This window comes from Mycobacterium sp. 1245111.1 (assembly GCF_001673405.1).
Classification (GTDB): domain Bacteria; phylum Actinomycetota; class Actinomycetes; order Mycobacteriales; family Mycobacteriaceae; genus Mycobacterium.
Map to the genome: position 1 here is coordinate 13,306 of NZ_LZLV01000146.1, position 19,515 is coordinate 32,820.

General features: G+C 66.4%; 19 protein-coding genes and 1 pseudogene. 7 read left to right on the forward strand and 13 right to left on the reverse strand.

What is annotated here, in order from left to right:
- Positions 1-8: 8 nt before the first annotated feature.
- The 3 genes from A5658_RS23785 to A5658_RS23795 form a co-directional block, all read right to left on the reverse strand.
- Positions 9-647 (reverse strand): vitamin K epoxide reductase family protein, encoded by a 639-nt coding sequence (locus A5658_RS23785; protein WP_082993390.1) that lies wholly within the window; start codon positions 645-647, stop codon positions 9-11.
- Positions 644-1,411, reverse strand: coding sequence for a DsbA family protein (locus A5658_RS23790; protein WP_067341431.1), 768 nt, complete (start codon positions 1,409-1,411; stop codon positions 644-646). The genes A5658_RS23785 and A5658_RS23790 overlap by 4 nt, the downstream gene beginning before the upstream one ends.
- A gap of 94 nt (positions 1,412-1,505) precedes the next feature.
- Positions 1,506-2,612: an alpha/beta hydrolase gene (locus tag A5658_RS23795; RefSeq protein ID WP_067341067.1), complete on the reverse strand. Its 1,107-nt coding sequence runs from the start codon at positions 2,610-2,612 to the stop codon at positions 1,506-1,508.
- 10 nt (positions 2,613-2,622) lie between these two features.
- Between A5658_RS23795 and A5658_RS23800 the strand changes: the two genes are divergently transcribed.
- Together A5658_RS23800 and A5658_RS23805 are read left to right on the forward strand one after the other, a co-directional pair.
- Positions 2,623-3,453 (forward strand): aldo/keto reductase, encoded by an 831-nt coding sequence (locus tag A5658_RS23800; protein ID WP_156751630.1) that lies wholly within the window; start codon positions 2,623-2,625, stop codon positions 3,451-3,453.
- A gap of 2 nt (positions 3,454-3,455) precedes the next feature.
- Positions 3,456-4,301, forward strand: coding sequence for an aldo/keto reductase (locus A5658_RS23805; RefSeq protein WP_067341074.1), 846 nt, complete (start codon positions 3,456-3,458; stop codon positions 4,299-4,301).
- Positions 4,302-4,339: 38 nt separating this feature from the next.
- On the opposite strand, the gene A5658_RS23810 is transcribed toward A5658_RS23805, so the two are convergent.
- The 3 genes from A5658_RS23810 to A5658_RS23820 are packed head-to-tail and all read right to left on the reverse strand — an operon-like array spanning position 4,340 to position 8,939.
- Positions 4,340-5,053: an HNH endonuclease family protein gene (locus tag A5658_RS23810; RefSeq protein WP_067341077.1), complete on the reverse strand. Its 714-nt coding sequence runs from the start codon at positions 5,051-5,053 to the stop codon at positions 4,340-4,342.
- Positions 5,050-7,269, reverse strand: coding sequence for an ATP-dependent DNA helicase RecG (gene recG, locus A5658_RS23815; RefSeq protein WP_067341080.1), 2,220 nt, complete (start codon positions 7,267-7,269; stop codon positions 5,050-5,052). The genes A5658_RS23810 and recG overlap by 4 nt, the downstream gene beginning before the upstream one ends.
- Before the next feature lie 2 nt (positions 7,270-7,271).
- A complete protein-coding gene (locus tag A5658_RS23820) occupies positions 7,272-8,939 on the reverse strand; it encodes a DAK2 domain-containing protein (RefSeq protein WP_067341083.1) in 1,668 nt (555 codons plus the stop codon).
- A gap of 186 nt (positions 8,940-9,125) precedes the next feature.
- Here A5658_RS23820 and rpmB point away from each other — a divergent pair, with 186 nt between their 5' ends.
- Positions 9,126-9,320, forward strand: coding sequence for a 50S ribosomal protein L28 (rpmB, locus tag A5658_RS23825; RefSeq protein WP_067341086.1), 195 nt, complete (start codon positions 9,126-9,128; stop codon positions 9,318-9,320).
- A 13-nt stretch (positions 9,321-9,333) separates the two neighbouring features.
- Here the strand turns inward: rpmB and A5658_RS23830 are convergent, their stop codons facing one another.
- The 4 genes from A5658_RS23830 to A5658_RS23845 form a co-directional block, all read right to left on the reverse strand.
- Positions 9,334-10,017 carry a uracil-DNA glycosylase gene (locus tag A5658_RS23830; RefSeq protein ID WP_067341088.1) on the reverse strand — a complete coding sequence of 228 codons (684 nt, stop codon included), beginning with the start codon at positions 10,015-10,017 and terminating at the stop codon, positions 9,334-9,336.
- Complete coding sequence (locus tag A5658_RS23835) at positions 10,014-10,304, reverse strand: DUF1330 domain-containing protein (RefSeq protein ID WP_067341091.1); 291 nt, start codon at positions 10,302-10,304, stop codon at positions 10,014-10,016. Before A5658_RS23835 ends, A5658_RS23830 begins: the two co-directional genes overlap by 4 nt.
- 9 nt (positions 10,305-10,313) lie before the next feature.
- A complete protein-coding gene (locus A5658_RS23840) occupies positions 10,314-11,276 on the reverse strand; it encodes a thiamine-phosphate kinase (protein WP_067341094.1) in 963 nt (320 codons plus the stop codon).
- 181 nt (positions 11,277-11,457) lie between these two features.
- Complete coding sequence (locus A5658_RS23845; protein ID WP_067341097.1) at positions 11,458-11,799, reverse strand: DUF2173 family protein; 342 nt, start codon at positions 11,797-11,799, stop codon at positions 11,458-11,460.
- A 250-nt stretch (positions 11,800-12,049) separates the two neighbouring features.
- Between A5658_RS23845 and A5658_RS23850 the strand changes: the two genes are divergently transcribed.
- Entirely contained in the window at positions 12,050-12,574 is a 525-nt protein-coding gene (locus A5658_RS23850) for a DUF3515 domain-containing protein (protein ID WP_067341100.1), read from the forward strand.
- On the opposite strand, the gene A5658_RS23855 is transcribed toward A5658_RS23850, so the two are convergent.
- Both A5658_RS23855 and A5658_RS23860 read right to left on the reverse strand, forming a co-directional pair.
- The gene (locus A5658_RS23855; protein WP_067341103.1) at positions 12,571-13,704 is read right to left on the reverse strand and encodes a D-alanine--D-alanine ligase family protein; all 1,134 of its coding nucleotides are present in this window, start codon (positions 13,702-13,704) and stop codon (positions 12,571-12,573) included. The two genes, A5658_RS23850 and A5658_RS23855, sit on opposite strands and share 4 nt — an antisense overlap.
- A 45-nt stretch (positions 13,705-13,749) precedes the next feature.
- Positions 13,750-14,760 (reverse strand): NAD(P)H-dependent glycerol-3-phosphate dehydrogenase, encoded by a 1,011-nt coding sequence (locus A5658_RS23860; protein WP_067341106.1) that lies wholly within the window; start codon positions 14,758-14,760, stop codon positions 13,750-13,752.
- A gap of 105 nt (positions 14,761-14,865) precedes the next feature.
- Here A5658_RS23860 and cofC point away from each other — a divergent pair, with 105 nt between their 5' ends.
- From cofC to A5658_RS23875, 3 genes and pseudogenes are all read left to right on the forward strand, one after another.
- A complete protein-coding gene (gene cofC, locus A5658_RS23865; RefSeq protein ID WP_067341109.1) occupies positions 14,866-15,531 on the forward strand; it encodes a 2-phospho-L-lactate guanylyltransferase in 666 nt (221 codons plus the stop codon).
- 65 nt (positions 15,532-15,596) lie between these two features.
- A pseudogene (locus A5658_RS23870) lies at positions 15,597-17,799 on the forward strand (RNA degradosome polyphosphate kinase).
- Between the two features lie 67 nt (positions 17,800-17,866).
- Entirely contained in the window at positions 17,867-18,799 is a 933-nt protein-coding gene (locus A5658_RS23875; RefSeq protein ID WP_067341116.1) for an NUDIX hydrolase, read from the forward strand.
- A gap of 71 nt (positions 18,800-18,870) precedes the next feature.
- Here the strand turns inward: A5658_RS23875 and A5658_RS23880 are convergent, their stop codons facing one another.
- Positions 18,871-19,482, reverse strand: coding sequence for an HU family DNA-binding protein (locus tag A5658_RS23880; RefSeq protein ID WP_067341119.1), 612 nt, complete (start codon positions 19,480-19,482; stop codon positions 18,871-18,873).
- Positions 19,483-19,515: the final 33 nt, after the last annotated feature.

Here is a 19,515-nt window from a genome sequence, read left to right on the forward strand (position 1 = left end):
TCGTTTGTTCAGATCAGCGTGGACCAGTAATCCCAGAACCGGACCACAATGAGCAGAAAGACCGCGGTGAACCAGATCGTGGCAATCGACCATCGCCAACGGTGGAGCTCGCGTACGACAACACTGCCGCCACCGTCGCCGGCCGGCCCGAACGGGATCGAAGCGACCACCACGAGCAACGAGATGGTCATTACCCACACCACCATGCAGTAGGGGCACAGGGCACCGATGCGGTACAGGCTCTGAACGATCAGCCAGTGCACGAACGCGGCCCCGAACAGCGTGCCGATCGTCATGCCAATCCAATACCACCGCGGCAGTGGAACTTTGGCCACCGCCAGCACACCGGTCACGATGACGACGGTGAACGCCGCGATACCGATCAGCGAATTGGGGAAGCCGAAGGCGGACGCTTGCGGCGTTGTCATCACCGAACCGCACGCCACCACCGGGTTGAGATTGCACGACGGCACATACGCCGGGTTGATCAGGATTTCGATCTTCTCGACGGTCAGCGTGGCCGAGGCAATCAGGCCGAGCACGCCCGCGATCAAAATCCACCACGCGCCGGCCGAAGAGACCGCGGACGACACCGGGCTCGGATTGTCCACCGGCTCATCGGGTTTGGCGGCGGCCGTGGTTGTCACGGCGCCGGCGGGGTCGCAGCCGAGTCGATTCCCGGGACGTCCCCGACGATCCCTTTGATCTTGTCGACAAAGGCTTCCGGCGTGGAGAACTCGTAATCCTGGCCGTTGATGCGGACGGTGGGCGTGGCGTGAATCCCGGCGGACGCCACCAACCCGTCGACCATCGGCAGATACTTGCCGTCCTTGATGCACTGTGGGACCTTGCCCACCACGCCGGCCTCACGGGCCAACTCGGTCAGTTTTGCGTTGTCCGGGAATGACGTCCCGGTCTCAGAAGGCTGAATATCCTTGGTGTACAACGCCGTGTGGAATCGGCGGAAGGCATCGATCGACTCGTCGGCGATGCAGTAGGCGGCGTTGGCGGCGCGCGACGAGTAATCCTGGTTCTGCGGCCGGCTCAGGAAACCCGTCATGTAGTAGTCGGCGGCGATGGCGCCGTTGTCGATCAGCTTGGACACCGTCGGGCCAAAGCTGCGCTCGAAGTTGCCGCAGGCCGGGCAGAGAAAGTCTTCGTAGAAGGCCACCACGGCCTTCGGGTCTTTGCTTCCGTCCTTGGTGACCAGCTTGCTCGACGTCACCCGGATCGCCCGCGCGCCGCTGGCGGCGACCTTCTTGTCGTGGGACATCACGATGTAGCCGACCAAGACGACGGCGAATAGCACCACGACCGAGGTGAGTCCGATCCGGACGAGCAGGTCGCGTCGGCGACTAGCGGCGTTCAGGTCGTACTTGGGACGGTTTGACTTGGCGGCTTTATCGGCCATGGGTTTGCTCACCATTCCGGATTGTCGGCTTTACTCCCCGACCGCGGTGCGGTCGGCGATAGCGCTTAAGCCTACCTACGTCACTAGTGCCAGGTCAGACACGGCTGAGATGTGCCCGCAGCGCCGAAATCAGCTCGGTGGTGCCCAGCGCACTGCCACCGCCGAGGGGGAACAAGCTGGCGAATCCGTGCGTCAGCGATCCCATCGAGCGCAGGTCGACGTGGACGCCGGCCGCGGTGAGCGCCGCGGCGTAGCTGTCGCCCTCGTCGCGCAGCGGATCGAAACCGGCGGTCGCGATCAGTGCGGGCGGCAACCCGGCCAGCGACTCGGCCAACAGCGGGGAGATCCGCGGATCGGTCGCCTCGGCATCCGAGGCGCCCAGGTACTGCTCGGTGAACCAGTCGATGTCGGCCTTGGTGAGCAGAAAACCATCGGCGAACAGCGTCAGCGACCGGGTCTGCGCGGTGAAGTCGGTGCGCGGGTAGATCAGCCACTGCAGGACCGGCAGCTGACCCCCTTCGTCGCGCGCGATCTGCGACACGATGGCAGCCAGGTTGCCGCCGGCACTGTCGCCGCCCACGGCGACCTTGCCCGGTATCGCGCCGAGTTCCTCGGCGTGCTCGCGCGCCCACCGGAACGCGGCATAGGCGTCGTCTACCGCGGCCGGCGCCGGGTGTTCCGGTGCCAGCCGGTAGTCGACCGACAGGACGTGGACGCCGGCGTCCCGGCATGTCAGTCGGCACAGCGGGTCGTGGGTGTCGAGGTCACCGATCGTCCAGCCGCCACCGTGGTAGAAGACCACCAACGGCGCCGGGTCCGACGTCGTTGGGTGATAGTGCCGCGCCGGAATCGTGCCGGCCGGTCCGGGAACCGACACATCGCTGACACCGACATGGATCTGTGGTCCGCCAAAGCCCTGGGTCATCTCCCGCATCTGAGCCCGGGAAATGGCGACGTCTTGACCGCTCACCAGCCCGTTCATCCCGAACGCCCGCATTCCCGCCAGCGCCAACTGCAGTGTGGGGTCCAGCGTGTTGCCGTCGATGGTGACCTCGCGGCCACCCGAGAGCAGCCGCTTCGCGCGTGTCGGCACCCACGGAATCATCTTGAGGCCTGCGGTGGTGGCGGCGCTCTGCAACCTCCCGGCCCAGCCACCGGCGTTGAGCTTGGTATCCCGCACGCCTGGCAGACTTCGTGTCATGTCTAGTTCCTTGAGTCCCTCGGTCCCACTGAACGACGGTAATTCCATCCCCGCGCTCGGATTCGGCGTTTTCAAAGTCCCGCCCGCGGACACCGAGCAGGCCGTGAGCACCGCCCTGCAAGCCGACTACCGCCACATCGACACCGCGGCGATGTACGGCAACGAACGTGAAACCGGCCGCGCGGTCGCCGCCTCCGGCGTGCCCAGGGACGAACTTTACTTGGTCACCAAGTTGTGGAACTCCGAGCAGGGCTACGACAGCACGCTGGCCGCGTTCGACGCCAGCATGGAGCGGCTGGGCATCGACTACCTGGACCTTTATCTCGTGCACTGGCCGATGCCCAAGCGGAACAAGTTCATCGACACCTTCAAGGCGTTCGCCCACCTCCGTGACCAGGGCCGCATCCGGTCCATCGGCGTCAGCAACTTCGAGCCCGAGCACCTCACGGCACTCGTGGACGCCACCGGAATCGTGCCCGCCGTCAACCAGGTCGAACTGCATCCGCGACTGCCGCAAACCGAGCTTCGCGAAGTGCACGCTCGCCTCGGTATCGCCACCGAGGCGTGGGGTCCGCTCGGGCAGGGATCGTTGCTGACCGACCCCGCCGTCGTCGCGGTTGCCGAGGGCGCCGGACGGACGCCAGCCCAGGTTCTGATTCGCTGGCATATCCAACTCGGTAATATCGTCATCCCGAAGTCGGTGAATCCTGAGCGTATTGCGAGCAACTTCGACGTGTTCAATTTCGAATTGAGCGAAAAGGACATGGCGACAATCTCTTCGCTCGACGACGGAAACCGGCTCGGCCCAGATCCACGAACCTTCGACTTCACAGGCAGGTGAACATGTCGGGTGGCCCTGACCTTTCAGTCCCCTCGGTTGCACTCAACGACGAAAACACGATGCCGGTCCTCGGTCTCGGTGTGGCGGAATTGTCGGACGAAGAAACCGAGCGGGCGGTTTCGACGGCGCTGGAGATCGGCTACCGGCTGATCGACACCGCGGCGGTGTACGGCAACGAGGAGGCGGTCGGTCGCGCCATCGCGGCGTCCGGCATTCCTCGCGCGGAGTTGTTCGTCACGACCAAGGTCGCCAACGCCGACCAGGGATTCAACACCGCGCAGGACGCGATCAAGGTCAGCCTCGACAAGCTCGGGCTCGATTACGTGGACCTTTATCTCGTGCACTGGCCGATGCCACAGCTCGGTAAATACGTGGACACGTTCGGCGGCCTGATCCAGGCCCGCGGCGACGGCTATGCAAAATCGATCGGGGTGTGCAACTTCACCGAGGAGCATGTGGAGACGGTCATCGACCTGACCTACGTCACCCCCGCGGTCAACCAGATCGAGCTCCACCCGTTGCTCAACCAGGCCGAGTTGCGCGCGGCCAACGCGAAGCACAACGTGGTCACCGAGGCCTACAGTCCGCTGGCGATCGGCAGGCTGATCGACAACCCCGCCATCACGTCGATCGCCAACGAATACGGCCGCAGCGCAGCGCAAGTGCTGATCCGGTGGAGCATCCAGCTGGGCAACGTGGTGATCCCACGTTCCGGCAACCCCGAGCGGATCGCCGACAACTTCAACGTCTTCGATTTCGAGCTGACCGACACGCACATGGAAGCGCTCAACGGGCTCAACGACGGGACTCGAGTCCGCGAAGATCCGCTGACCTACACCGGCGTGTAGCTGCCCGGTCTCGTGAGATTCACGCTCGGCAAGTTCTCTCAGCCTGTCGGACAGGTGGCGGCGGCCTGGTGCAGCACGTTGCTCGATACCAGATCGATCGGCAAGCCGTAGCCGCGCGACACCGCGATGAACTGCATGGCGTACTGGCAGTGGAACGCCGCGTTCGGCGGCATCCACAGTGCGGGCTGGGAGTCGCCCTTATCCTGATTCGCCTGCCCCTGTACGGCAAGCAGATTCGCCGGGTCGTTGGCGAAGCGAATGCGTTGCGCGACGGGCCAGTCGTTGGCCCCCATGTCCCAGGCCAGCGCCAGCGGCACGATGTGGTCGATCTGTACCGCCTCGCCGACCTTCGCGCCGCGGTGAAAGCTGATGGTGGCGTTGGTATACGGGTCGTGCAGGGTGCCGGTCTCGACGGCGTCGGGGCAGCGCTTGGTCCAGACATAGGTCTTGTCGACGAGGTCGCGGTTGAGGATGTCGTCGCGGGTATCACAGCCGTTGTGACCACCGGGTGCGTCGTTGTCGTCGGTCCAGGCGTCTCCGAAGGCGTCGCGGTGGTAGTCGTAGTGGCGAGTCCGCCACGGCACCACGGTGATTCCCCCCAGCACGTCGACACCCGGTTGCACGGTCGGAACGTCGGCGCGGGCCGCGAACTCCCGGTCCCGATCCCCCGCCGACGCGGCCACCACCTGGTAGGCGACCAGCACCGCGAGAACCGTGATCGCCGAAAGCCACAGCCACACCTTGCGGGTCATGACTTGTCCAGAAATTCGATGCGCTCGTTTCCGGTGAACGGGGCGGCAAGCAGCGCCAGCCCCTGATGGGCCGCCGGGTCGTCGAAGGCCCGCTCGCAGAAATCTCTCGCCGCTTCAATGATCTCGCGATGATCGATCAGCGAGAGCAGCTTCAACGTGATCGCGCGACCGGATTGACTGCGGCCCAACACATCTCCTTCGCGACGCTCCTGCAGGTCCAGATCGGCGAGCTCGAAGCCGTCAAGCGTGCCGGCAACCGCGGTCAGCCGGCGGCCGGCGCGGGAATGTGGCGGCATCCAGCTGGCCAACAGGCAGATACTGGCGTGTTCACCCCGGCCGATGCGGCCGCGCAGCTGATGCAGCTGGCTGATGCCGAAGCGGTCGGCGTCCATCACCAGCATCACGGTCGCGTTCGGCACATCGACACCGACCTCGATCACGGTGGTGCACACCAGCACGTCGATCTCACCGGCCCGGAACGCCGCCATCACGGCGTCCTTCTCGTCGCCGCTCAGCCGTCCGTGCATGAGCCCCAGCCGCAAACCGGCCAGCTGGTCGCTGCCCAGTCGGGCATACAGCTCTTCGACTGTCGCCGAAGGCCTTTGATCCTTCTCGCTCTGACCACCGCTGTCGGACTCGTCGATCCGCGGCGCCACCACGTAGGCCTGCCGCCCCTCGCGCACTTCTTCGATGATGCGATGCCATGCTCGGTCCAGCCACGCCGGCTTGTCGTTCACGAAGATCGCGGTCGTGGTTATCGGCTGACGGCCCCGGGGAAGCTCACGCAGAGTTGACGTTTCGAGGTCGCCGAAGACGGTCAGTGCCACGGTCCGCGGAATCGGCGTCGCGGTCATCACCAGCAGATGCGGCGTGATGCCAGCGGGCGCCTTGGCTCGCAATTGATCTCGCTGCTCCACACCGAAGCGGTGCTGCTCGTCGACCACCACCATGCCGAGCTTGTGAAACTCGACCGCGTCCTGCAGCAACGCATGTGTACCGACGACGATGCCAACCTCGCCGCCGGCGATCTCGGCGCGCACCTGCTTCTTCTGGGCCGGCGACATCGATCCCGTCAGCAGCGCCAGCCGGGTCGCACCCTCTTCGCCACCCAACTGGCCACCCATCGCCAGTGACCCGAGCACGTCGCTGATCGACCGAAGATGCTGTGCGGCAAGAACTTCAGTGGGGGCCAGCAACGCGCACTGATATCCGGCGTCGACCATCTGCAGCATCGCCAACACAGACACGATGGTCTTGCCCGAACCCACTTCACCCTGCAGCAGCCGGTTCATCGGCCGGCTCGCCGCAAGCTCGCCGGACAGCACCTCCAGGACGTCGCGCTGGCCCGCGGTCAGATCAAACGGCAAGCGATGCAGCAGTTGGTGTTTGAGACCGTTTGGCGTCGACGGCGCCGCCGGCCCGGACTGGGCGAGTTCGCCGTGGCGCCGGCTCACCAGCGCCCACTGCAGGCCGACCGCCTCGTCGAAGGCCAGGCGCTCCTTCGCGCGTCGCCGGTCGGCGTCGTTCTCCGCCAAGTGGATGGCGCGCAAAGCCTCGTCTTCCGACACCAGATGATGTGCGGCACGGAGCTTTTCGGGGAGCGGGTCGGGTATCGGGTCGAGCACCTCGAGGACCTGCGTGACGCAGCGAAAGATGTCCCAGCTCTGCAACTTCGCACTGGCCGGGTAGATCGGGTAGAAGCTGCGCTCGAATGCCTCCTGGAGCACTTCCCCGCTCACCGCCTTGGAGGCCTCGGCGATCTTCGCCAGTGACCTGCTGCCCCGGCTGCGTCCGTCGGCGTCCAGCACCAGGAAATCGGGGTGGGTGAGTTGCATGGCGCCACGGAAGTAGCCGACATCCCCGGACAACATGACGCGGGTGCCCTTGGTCAGCTGGTCGGTGATCCATTTCTTGGGATGAAAGAACGTGGCGGTGACCTTGCCGCGCCCCGTGCCGAGGGTGACGCGAAACAGCTTGTCCTTGGGGCGGCTTCGGATCGGGAGCAAGGCGGTGTCGGTGATCTCGTCGACCAGCGTGACGTGTTCGCCCTCGGGCGGTTGCTCGGCGTCGGCGCTGCGGACCGTGGTGCCCTCGACGTAGCTGCGTGGGTAATGACGCAGCAGATCGTCGATCGTCTGGATGCCGAACACCTCGTGCAGCGGGCCGGCGGCTTTGGCGCCGACGACGAAATCCAGGCGGTCGCCGAGCGACACCACGACTACTCCACCCCGATCAACAGCGCATCACCCCGATGTCCGGTGCGGTAGGTCGCGACTTCGATGCCCGGATGGCGGTCGTGCACGTGGGCCTGCAACGCCGACTCGACGGCGTCCTCGTCGATGCCCTGACCGACGAGGACGGTGATCAGCTCGCCGCCGGCGCCCAGCAGCAGATCGATCAGGCCCGTCGCGGCCGAGGTGACATCGGATGCCACGATCAGCACCTCGTCGCCGGCGATGCCCAGCCCGTTGCCCGGCTCGCAGGTGCCGGCCCAGGTCAACGCCGTCTCGGTCGCGACCCGCACCGACCCGTGCCGGGCGCTGCCCGCCGCACGCGCCATCGTGTAACCGTCGTCGACGGCTTGGCGGCCGGGTTCGTGGACCGCGAGCGCGGCCAGCCCCTGCACCATCGATCCGGTGGGCAGCGGCACCACGTCGATGCCCCACCCGATGGCCGCGGTGCAGCCTGCCACCAATTCCTCGGCGAGGACGTAGCCGTTGGGCAGCAGCATTACCTGCGCGGCCCCGGTGTCGACGATCGCACGCAACAGCTGCTGGGCGGTGATGACCGTGGCCGGGTCCTCGGCGAGCGGGTCACGCCGCAGCACGCACGCTCCCTCGTCGCCGAACAGTTCGGCCGCGCCGTCGCCGTCGACGACGGCCAGCACCGCTCGCTCGCGGGTCCAGCTGCCCGGCGGCAGCCCGCTCGTGCCGCTGGTCAGCATCGAGATCTGGATACGCCGCGGATCACCGAACGCCAGACCTGCCTCGATGGCCGCCCCGGCGTCGTCGGTATGGACATGTACCGAGTAGCCGCCGACCACCCCGGCCGTCGCGATCGCCACCGACTCGCCGAGCTCGTCCAGTCGCTCGCGCAGCTGGTCGGCGCCCTCGCCGTCGCACCCGCCCAGCAAGTACATCACCTCGAATTGTGGCGCCGGGGGCTTTGCGGCGAGCTCGGTCGCGTGCTGGCGCGGCGCCGGCTCGTAGACAGCGCGGCTCGGCGCCTGGCCGTTGACCGTGGAGCGCAACGCGTCGAGCAGCACCAGCAGGCCGCGTCCGCCCGCGTCGACCACACCAGCCTCGCCGAGCACGTCGAGCTGTTCGGGGGTCTTTTCCAGCGCGACCACCGCCGCCTCCCCGGCGGCGACCACCGCTCCCGCCAACCCCGCGCTCGCCGCTTTTTCGACGGCTTCACCGGCGGCCTTGAGCACCGAGACGATCGTTCCCTTGACCTCCCGGCCCCCCATCGAGGCGACGACCAGGTCGACCCCGCGGTGCAACGCCTCGCCGAGCAGCTCGGCGTCAATGTCGTGCAGGTCGTGGCCCGATTCGGCGGAAGCGTGGGCGGTGGCATCGGCGATGCCGCGCAGGATCTGCGAGAGGATCACCCCGGAGTTGCCGCGCGCGCCGTTCAGCGCGCCGGCGGACAGCGCCGCCGCAGTCTTGACGACGTCGTCGGATTTCGCCTCGGTGTTGGCCTCGGCGAGCGCAGAGCGCATGGTGAACAGCATGTTGACGCCGGTGTCGGCGTCGGCAACCGGGAAGACGTTGAGCCGGTTGATCTCGTCGATGTGAGTGATCAGGTCGCCGACGGCGGTGTGTGCCCAGTCACGCAGAGCGGACGCATCCAGCGCACGACCCGGCTCAGCCAGCCCCGACCCCATGCTTTGGGCACCTCCTCACGCCGCCATCGGTGGGCGCCAGCCTATCCATTGCCGACGACAGCACAGGTCACATGCCACAGGCGGTTTGTTGATCGTTTTGGCGGTTCGGGGGCGTGGCAGCTATCCTGGCAAGGTTGTCAGGCCACCCGTCAGGTCGTTGGCCCCAGAGTCTGAGGAGTTTCACGTATGGCTGCCGTCTGCGATATCTGCGGGAAGGCCCCCGGCTTCGGTAAGTCGGTGTCGCACTCTCATCGCCGGACCAGCCGTCGGTGGGACCCGAACATCCAGAGCGTGCGCGTCGCCGACCGCCCCGGCGGTAACAAGCACCGCGTCAACGTCTGCACGTCGTGCATCAAGGCCGGCAAGGTCGTCCGCGGCTAGCAGCCACGTCGTCCTAGGGCAGCTGCCAGTCGATCGGTTCGGCGCCCATCTGGGCGAGCAATTGGTTGGCGCGGCTGAACGGCCGTGACCCGAAGAATCCCCGCGACGCCGACAGCGGTGAGGGATGCGGCGATTCGATCGCCACGCAATCGCCACCGACCAACATCGGCTTGAGGGTGGCGGCGTCGCGGCCCCACAGGACGGCCACCAGCGGCTGCCGACGATCCACCAGGGCGCGAATTGCGCATTCCGTCACCGCTTCCCAGCCCTTGCCGCGGTGGGATGCCGCGTTGCGCGGCTGGACGGTGAGCACTCGGTTGAGCATCATCACGCCGCGTTGTGCCCACGGGGTCAGATCGCCACACGACGGTGCAGGAAAGCCCAGATCGCTGCGGTATTCGTTGAAGATGTTCTCCAGGCTTCGGGGCAACGGGCGCACATCTGCCGCTACCGAAAAGCTCAGTCCCACGGCATGTCCGGGCGTCGGGTAGGGATCCTGCCCGACGATCAGCACGCGTACCTTGTCGAAGGGAAAGGTGAAGGCGCGCAACACGTTTTCCCCTGCCGGCAGGTAGCCGCGCCCGGCCGCGATTTCCTCGCGGAGGAACTGGCCCATCTTGGCGACCTGTTGCTCGACGGGCTGTAGCGCCGACGCCCAGCCGTCATCGACGAGTTCACGCAGCGGCCGTGGGGTCACCCCAACCCCTTCACCAACAGCACCACCGAGTCGGCTCCGGCCTCGCGGTCCTTCGAAATGGCCTGGTACTGTGGCGATTCCGACCACGAACGGAACTCGGCTTCGTCGGGAAACGACATCAAGACCACCTTCTCGCGATCCCAGCTACCCTCGACGACCTGTGGCCGCTCGTCGGCAGCCAGCAACGTCCCGCGGTATTGACGAAACACGTCCATGAACCGCTTCTGGTACCGGTCGTAGGCCGCCCGGTCGGTGAACTGCAACTGGGCGATCGCGTAGACGGTCACGGAGCCACCCTACTGTTCAAACGATTGCCACCCGGAGTATCCCCGCCACGGCTGACCGTCCACGAGCACACCCGAAGGCCCGTCGATCACCCGACCGATCACCCGCCACCCGGCAGGAATCGGCCCGGCGAACGCCCCGACCAGAGCGTGGTCTTCGCCCCCGCCGAACACCCAGTCCCAGGGGTCGGCACCGACCGCCTCGGCCGCAGCAGCCAACGCCGCGCAATCGGCACTCAGCGCCTCGGTGCTCACGTCGATCGACACGCCCGACGCCTCGGCCACATGACACAGGTCACCGATCAAGCCGTCGGAGATGTCGATCATCGCCAGCGCCCCGGCCTCGGCGGCCGCGCGGCCTTGTCCATACGGCGGACGGGGCGTCACATGGCGTCGGCGAAGTTCGTCGTAGCCGCCAATGCCGTTGTGCCACAGCGCATATCCCGCGGCGGAATGGCCCAGCGGGCCGACCGCCGCGAGCTGCGAGCCCGGCCGCGCGCCCGACCGCAGCACCGGCTGCCGCCCACCCAGATCGCCGAGCACGGTGACCGACACCACCCACTGCGGGCTGGCGACCAGGTCGCCGCCGGCGATGCTCGCGCCGACCAGCGCGGCTTCCTCCCACATCCCGTCGGCCAGCGCATTGACCTGCGCGGCAGCCGTTTCCGCCGGCGCGCCGAAACCGACGACGAACGCGGTGACCCGTGCGCCCATCGCCTCGATGTCGGCGGCATTCTGCGCCACGGCTTTACGGCCGACATCGTGCGGTGTCGACCAGTCCAGTCGAAAGTGCCTGCCCTCGATCAGCATGTCGGTGGACACCACGACGCGACCGTCTGCAGCCGTCACCACCGCGCCGTCATCGCCCGGTCCGATCACGACATCGTCCGAGGCGGGCCGGCCCCGGGTAAGCCGCTCGATCACCCCGAACTCCCCCAGGTCGCCGAGCGTTCGATGCTCATCGCCGCTGTGCACACCGACAACGGTAGACGGTAGAGGGGTCAACCGAGGCCGAAGGCCTCGTGCTACAAAGCGATTCGGCGGTTACCGGTGTGCGAGGTCAGGGCCTGTGCCTGGGGCGCCCACCGGGGACGCGAGACGTCGCCGCCGGCGAAGCCGCTATCCGCAACCCCACCGGCGACGAGCTCTAGGCCTGTCAGCGCGGACCGACGAGCGCGGAGAACAGTTCGTTGTAGTCCGCGTCGGCAGTCTTGACGAATACACCGCGGCTTCCGCCGACCGCGACCGAGTAGTCGCCGCCCGAGTAGGCCCAACCCTGCTGCGGGGCAAAGGCAAATTGGTCGTTGAGCTTGGTGTAGGACCCGGCCAGCACATCGAACAGCTGGGTCACCACCGCCGTGAACTGCGCAGTTGTCTTTGCCAACTCGTCTGGGAAGTCAACACTGGCTTCGAAATCCTTCAATGAGCCGTCCCGCGAAAACTCGCCTGCCGCGACGACGCCTTTTAAGTCCAGCAAATCTTTGAGTGTTGATGCCATGATGATCCTCTCTCTTGGGGCGCAGTGTGTGGTTGCGCCGCAGCGGTTTTCACTATCAGGAAAGCTATGCGCGAGCGGGGGGCCTGGACACAGTTACGATCCCACCGAGTTCATCGTTTGGAACACAACGGCTGCGGGTAGCGACCTTGGTCGCAGGTTTCTACGGGCACCAGCCGACAACCGAAGCCACCTACCCTGCTGACAAAATGGCCCCCACAGCAGGTTCCGAGATCGAGCAGAGGGTGAGGGAATGGCTGACTCCGAGGGCCCGCCCCGGGCAGCGCTCATCGCCGCGTTGGTGGTCGCGATCGGCACGATCGGCGTGATTCTGGCCATCGCGGCGACCCGCGACCACACGTCGCCGGTCGTCGTCGCCGCCGTGCCCGCTCCGCAGGCGCAAGATCCCGCCTGCCAGAAGCTGACCGAGGCGCTGCCGCAGCGACTCGGCGGCTACACCCGGGCTCAGCTGGCCCAGCCGGCCCCGGTCGGCGCCGCCGCGTGGCAGCCCGCAGGCACCGGGGATCCGGTCATATTGCGGTGCGGCCTCGATCGTCCGGCCGACTTCGTCGTCGGATCCCCGATCCAGGTCGTCGACCGGGTGCAGTGGTTCGAGGTCAGCCAGGATCAGCGAGCCACCTGGTACACCGTGGATCGCGCGGTGTATGTGGCGCTGACGCTGCCGCAGGGCTCCGGACCCACGCCGATCCAACAACTCTCCGAGCTGATCGACCGCATCATGCCGGCCCACCCGATCGACCCTTCGAGGCCGAACTAGCGCAACCCCATCCCCCGCGACAGCGCGGAGTCCACCATGGTCGCCAGCAGGGTTGGGTAGTCCACACCACTGGCCGCCCACATCCGTGGATACATCGAGATGGTGGTGAATCCGGGCATCGTGTTGACCTCGTTGATCAACGGTCCCTCGTCGGTGAGGAAGAAGTCCACCCGCGCCAGACCCCGGCCGTCGATCGCCTTGAACGCCCGAATCGCCAACTCGCGCACCGCATCACTGACGTCGTCGTCGATCTTGGCGGGTACGTCGAGTTCGGCGGCGTCGTCGAGGTATTTGGTCGCGAAATCGTAGAACGAGTCCTCACGTCCGCGCACGCCGGCCACCCGGATCTCGCCGACGGTGCTGGCTTGCACTGTGCCATCGGGGAATTCGAGGACACCGCACTCCAGTTCGCGGCCGACGATCGCCGCCTCGACGATGACCTTCGGATCGTGCTGGCGCGCGTAAGCGACGGCGTCGGGCAGTTCCTGGCGACTGGTCACCCGGCTGACACCGATCGACGAGCCGCCGCGGGCGGGCTTGACGAATACCGGAAACCCAAGCCGGTCAAGCTGTTCGGCGTCCAGTGTGGACTCCGATGGCCGCAGCACCGCGTAGTCGCCGATTGGAAGTCGCTCGGCTACCAGCAGTTTCTTGGTGAACTCCTTGTCCATCCCGGCCGCGCTGGCCAGCACGCCCGCGCCGACGTACGGCACACCGGCGAGCTCGAGCAGACCCTGGATGGTTCCGTCTTCGCCGTAGGGCCCGTGCAGGACCGGGAACACCACGTCGACCGACGCCAGCACCTCGGCCCCGCCCGGCGACAGCGACACCAACTGCCCGGCCCGTCGGGGGTCGGCGGTCAGCGCCAATTCGGTGCCGGACTCCGAACTCACGCCCGGCAACTGCCGGTTGGTGATCGCCAGCGCCTCCGGGTCGCCGTCGGTGAGCACCCACGAGCCTTCCGGCGTGATACCGATCGCGACGACCTCGAATCTCTCCGGGTCCAGGTTGCGCAGAATACTGCCCGCCGAGACGCAGGAGATCGCGTGCTCGTTGCTGCGTCCGCCGAAGACGACGGCGACTCGGACACGACCCTGATCGGGCGCGTTGAAGGGCGGGCGGGCATTCACAACCTAGAGAGGCTACCGTCTGACGCCGCGGCGCTGGTTACAAGCTCATTCCGGCTTGGTGCTGCGTCCCAGCAGCGCGGCCATCGCCTGATCCACCGACAGCCCCTTGTGACAGACCCGGTAGACGGCGTCGGTCAGCGGCATTTCGACGTCATAACTGGAGGCCAGCGCCAGCACCGACTCACAGGAGGTGACACCTTCGACAACATGGCCGTCGCGCGCCCGCATGGCCGCTTCCATCGTCTCGCCGCGGCCAAGGCTTTCGCCGAAGCTGCGGTTACGCGAGCGGGGCGAGGTGCAGGTGGCGACCAGGTCACCGACTCCGGCCAGGCCGGCCATCGTCGCGCCCTTGGCGCCAACCGCGATGCCGAGCCGCATGATCTCGGCCAGCCCGCGGGTGATGATCGCCGCCGCGGTATTTTCACCGAGGCCGACCCCGGCCGCCACGCCGCAGGCCAGCGCGATCACGTTCTTGCAGGCGCCGCCGATCTCGGTGCCGATCACGTCGGCGTTGGTGTAGGGCCGGAAGTATCCGGCGTTCAGCATGCGCTGCAGGGCAACCGCGCGACCGGAGTCGCTGCAGGCGATGACCGTGGCGGCGGGCTGCCCGGCGGAGATCTCGCTGGCGAGGTTGGGCCCGGAGATCACCGCGACCTGCGAGGTGTCGACGCCGGTCACGTCGACGATGACCTGGCTCATCCGCATCAGCGTGCCCAACTCGATGCCCTTGGCCGTGCTGACCAACGTGGCGCCGGAGGTGACCTGGCCCGCCCATCGCTCGAGATTGGCTCGCATCGTTTGCGCCGGCACCGCCAGCAGCACGGTCGTGACCCCGCTCAGCGCTTCATTCGCGTCCGCGGTCGCGGTGATGCCGGTCGGTAACTCCACACCTGGCAGGTAGGCGGCGTTGTGCCGGCTCGAGTTGATCTCGGCGGCGACCTCGGAACGCCGCGCCCACAACCTGACCTCGCTGCCGGCATCGGCGAGCAGCTTGGCCAGCGCCGTGCCCCACGCACCGGAACCCATTACCGCTACCGCTGTGGTGGTGGTGGGCATGGCGCGTCGGTCTCCGTCTGGTCAGTGTGCTCTAACTCCCGGCGCTCCACCGTAGCTCAGCGGCGGGGAAGGCGATCCGATGATCGGCACTGGCAGGATGGTGCGATGAGCCGCAGCCGACCCAACGCCGACAGCGATGTCGGCGTGATCGTCGCCGTCAAGCGATTGGCTGCCGCCAAGACCCGGCTCGCGCCGATGTTCTCCGCGTCGGTCCGGGAGGACATCGTGTTGGGGATGCTGGTCGACACGCTCACCGCGGCGACGAGGGTGCCCGCCGTGCGCCTGATCACGGTCGTGACGCCGGACGACGTCGCGGCCGCTACGGCCGTCGACCTCGGCGCTACGGTAGTCGCCGATCCAACGCCGGCCGGCCACCCGGACCCGTTGAACAACGCGATCGTCACCGCCGAGCGGGTGGTATCGGAGTCGGTCTCGAATATTGTTGTCCTGCAAGGTGATCTGCCCGCGGTACGGACGCAGGAGCTGGCCGACGCCATCTCCGCGGCACGCCGGCACCGGCGCAGTTTTGTCGCCGACCGACTCGGCACGGGTACCGCGGCGCTCTGCGCGTTCGGCTTCCCGGTCGATCCCCGGTTCGGATCGAATTCCGCTGAGCGGCATCGGCATTCGGGGGCGGTCGAGCTCATTGGCGGCTGGCCGGGATTGCGCTGCGACATCGACACTCCCGAGGACCTGGCCATCGCGCGCGGCCTCGGCATGGGACAAGCGACCATGCGGGCGATCGAAGGGTTGTCGCACCAAGCCGGGTAACGACGGGTGAACGGCGCCTCAACGGCAAATGTCCCCGCACCAGTCGCTGGCAGCACCCCCCACCGATGGGGAATGATCGCAAGGGTGACTGACATCGAAGCCCCGGATAGCACCGTCGCCGCCGAATCGCCCGCCTGGCCGGCAGCCGACGCCTCGCCGGGTGCGCCGCCCGCCACCACCGCTACCGCGGTCGAGAACCCACTTCCCGAAGACCGCTACCTCAACCGCGAATTGAGCTGGCTGGACTTCAACGCGCGCGTCCTCGCGCTCTCCGAAGACACGTCGCTGCCGCTGCTGGAGCGCGCGAAATTCCTGGCGATCTTCGCCTCCAACCTTGACGAGTTCTACATGGTTCGGGTCGCCGGCCTGAAGCGCCGCGACGAGATGGGGCTCTCGGTGCGCTCCGCGGACGGACTGACCCCACGCGAGCAACTGCGCCGCATCGGCGAGCAGACCCAGAAAATCGCCACCCGGCACGCGGAGGTCTTCCTCAATTCGGTGGAGCCCGCCCTGGCGGCCGAAGGCATTCGCATCGTCACGTGGGCCGATCTCGACCAAGCCGAGCGCGACCGGTTGTCGACCTACTTCACCGAGCAGGTCTTCCCGGTCCTGACGCCGTTGGCCGTCGACCCCGCTCACCCGTTCCCGTTCGTCAGTGGCCTGAGCTTGAACCTCGCCGTCACGGTGAAGCAGCCCGACGACGGCGGCCAGCACTTCGCGCGGGTCAAGGTGCCAGACAACGTCGATCGCTTCGTCGAACTCGACGCCCGCCCCGGCGCCGACGATTCAGCCCGACCTCGAGAAGTCCGCTTCTTGCCGATGGAGGAGCTGATCGCGGCTTTCCTCACCGCACTGTTTCCGGGCATGGAAATCGTTGAGCACCATGCCTTCCGGGTGACCCGCAACGCCGACTACGAAGTCGACGAAGATCGCGACGAAGACCTGCTGCAGGCGCTGGAGCGCGAGCTGGCCCGTCGGAGATTCGGATCGCCGGTGCGCCTCGAGGTCGCCGACGACATGACCGACCACATGCTCGAGTTGCTGCTGCGCGAGCTCGACGTGCATCCCGGCGATGTGATCCAGGTGCCAGGGCTGCTTGATCTTTCGTCGCTGTGGCAGGTCTACGGCGTCGACCGTCCGGCCTTGAAGGATCCGGCATTCGTCCCGGCGACCAGCCCCGCGTTCGCCGACCGGGAAACGCCGAAGAGCATTTTCGCGACCTTGCGCGAGGGTGACGTGCTGGTGCACCACCCGTACGACTCGTTCTCCACGAGCACGCAACGTTTCATCGAGGTCGCCGCGGCCGACCCCAACGTGCTGGCGATCAAGCAGACGCTGTACCGCACCTCCGGTGACTCACCGATCGTGCGGGCTCTCATCGAAGCCGCCGCAGCCGGAAAGCAAGTCGTGGCCCTGGTGGAGATCAAGGCCCGGTTCGACGAACAAGCCAACATCAAGTGGGCCCGCGCGCTGGAGCAGGCGGGGGTCCACGTGGCCTACGGGCTCGTCGGTTTGAAAACGCATTGCAAGACCTGCCTGGTGGTTCGTCGCGAAGGCTCGATGATTCGCCGTTACTGCCATATCGGAACCGGCAATTACAACAGCAAGACGGCCCGGTTATATGAGGACCTCGGCCTGCTGACCGCCGATTCCGACATCGGTGCCGACTTGACCGATCTGTTCAACACGTTGACCGGTTATTCACGCAAGGTCTCGTATCGCAATCTTCTGGTCGCGCCGCACGGTATCCGCAACGGCATCATCGAGCGCGTCAACCGGGAGATCGCTGCGCACGAAAAAACCGGGAACGGTCACATCCGGCTGAAGATGAACTCCCTCGTCGATGAGCAGGTCATCGATGCGCTCTACCGCGCGTCGCAGGCCGGCGTTCGCGTCGAGGTGGTGGTGCGCGGCATTTGCGCGCTGCGCCCCGGCGTGCCGGGCTTCTCCGAAAACATCACGGTGCGCTCGATTCTCGGACGGTATCTGGAGCATTCGCGGATCTTCAATTTCCGCGCCATCAATGAATTCTGGATCGGTAGCGCCGACATGATGCATCGCAACCTGGATCGCCGTGTCGAGGTCCTGGTTCAGGTCAAGGATCCCCGCTTGACCGCCCAACTCAACGACATTCTCGACTCGGCACTGGACCCGGCGACCCGATGCTGGGAATTGGGCCCCGAAGGCCAGTGGAAGGCGCTGCCGCAACCCGGCCACTCGGTTCGCGATCATCAGGTGGCGCAGATGGACAAACACCGTAGTAGCTAACGGACACGCAGCCTTGAGCCGTCTCGCCGCGGGTCCCCCGGGCTCGAATTGACCTGCAGGAGTTCAGGTGTCGACACAATCCTCATCGAATCGCTCGGCGGGCAAGATCGTTCTCGCCGCGGGTGCCGTGCTCTGGCGGCCCCGGCATCGCGAGTCTGCTGAAGAGGTCGCGGTGATTCACCGTCCGCGGTACGACGACTGGTCGCTACCCAAGGGCAAAATCGATCCCGGCGAGACGGAGCCGGTGACCGCCGTTCGTGAGGTTTTCGAAGAGACCGGACATCACGTTCGGCTGGGCCGCCGGATTGCGACGGTGAGCTATCCGATCGAGCCGCGCACGAAGAAGGTGCAGTACTGGTCGGCGCGCAGTATCGGCGGCGAGTTCGCCCCCAACAACGAGGTGGACGATCTGATCTGGCTGCCGTCAGCCGCCGCAATCAAGAAAGTGACGTATCCGTACGACCGAAAGATATTGCGGCGCTGGGCCAAGCAATCGCCTGATACGAAATCGGTCCTGATCGTGCGTCACGGCACCGCGGGCAGCAAGTCCCGCTTCTCCGGCGACGACAAGCTGCGGCCGTTGGACAAGAAGGGCCGGGCGCAGGCTGAGGCGCTCGTCGCACAGTTGTCGACCTTCGGTCCCACCGATGTCTATTCAGCGGACCGGGTGCGCTGCCATCAGACGGTGGAGCCGTTGGCCGAGGAGCTGGGCGTCGCCATCAACAACGAACCTTCCCTGACCGAAGAGGCCTACGCCGACAACCCCAAGCGTGGTCGGCGACGTGTTCTGCAGATTGCCGAATCCGACGGCACGCCCGTGATCTGCACACAGGGCAAGGTGATTCCGGACCTGATCGCATGGTGGTGCGAGCGCGACGGCGTCCGACCGGACAAGTCACGCAACCGCAAGGGCAGCACCTGGGTGCTGTCGTTGGTGGACGGGCGACTGATCGCGGCCGATCACATCGGCAGCGCGCTGGCCTCCAACGTCGTGCCCTGACACGCAAATTCGCCGCGGGCGGCTCGTGGGAGCCGGATCCGCGGCGAATCTGCGTTTGATGCGGTGAGTGCTTAGCGACGACCGCGACGTGCTGCTGCCTTCTTGGCCGGAGCCTTCTTGGCAGGAGCCCGCTTGGTTGCGGCCTTCTTGGCCGGAGCCTTCTTCACGACCTTCTTGGCTGCGGTCTTGCGGGCCGGAGCCTTCTTGGCAGGAGCCCGCTTGGTTGCGGCCTTCTTGGCCGGAGCCTTCTTGACGACCTTCTTCGCGGCCGCCTTCTTGGCCGGAGCCTTCTTCACAGCCTTCTTGGCGGCCGCCTTCTTGGCGGGCGCTTTCTTGGCCGCCTTCTTGGCACCACCACTTGCGACAACACCACGCTTCACTGCTGGTCCTTCCGCCGGAAGTCGTTGCGAGCCAGAAACAACCGCTTTGAATTGTGCGCCAGGCCGGAAGGCCGGCACGGAGGTTGGCTTTACCTTTACCGTCTCGCCAGTGCGGGGGTTGCGAGCGACGCGGGCCGCACGGCGCCGCTGCTCGAAAACACCGAACCCAGTAATGGTGACACTGTCGCCCTTGTGCACGGCGCGCACAATCGTGTCGACGACATTCTCGACGGCAGCGGTTGCGTGCCGACGGTCTGAGCCCAATTTGTCTGTGAGTACATCGATGAGCTCTGCTTTGTTCATGCAAATCCTCCGAAGCTAGTGGCCCTCGTTTGG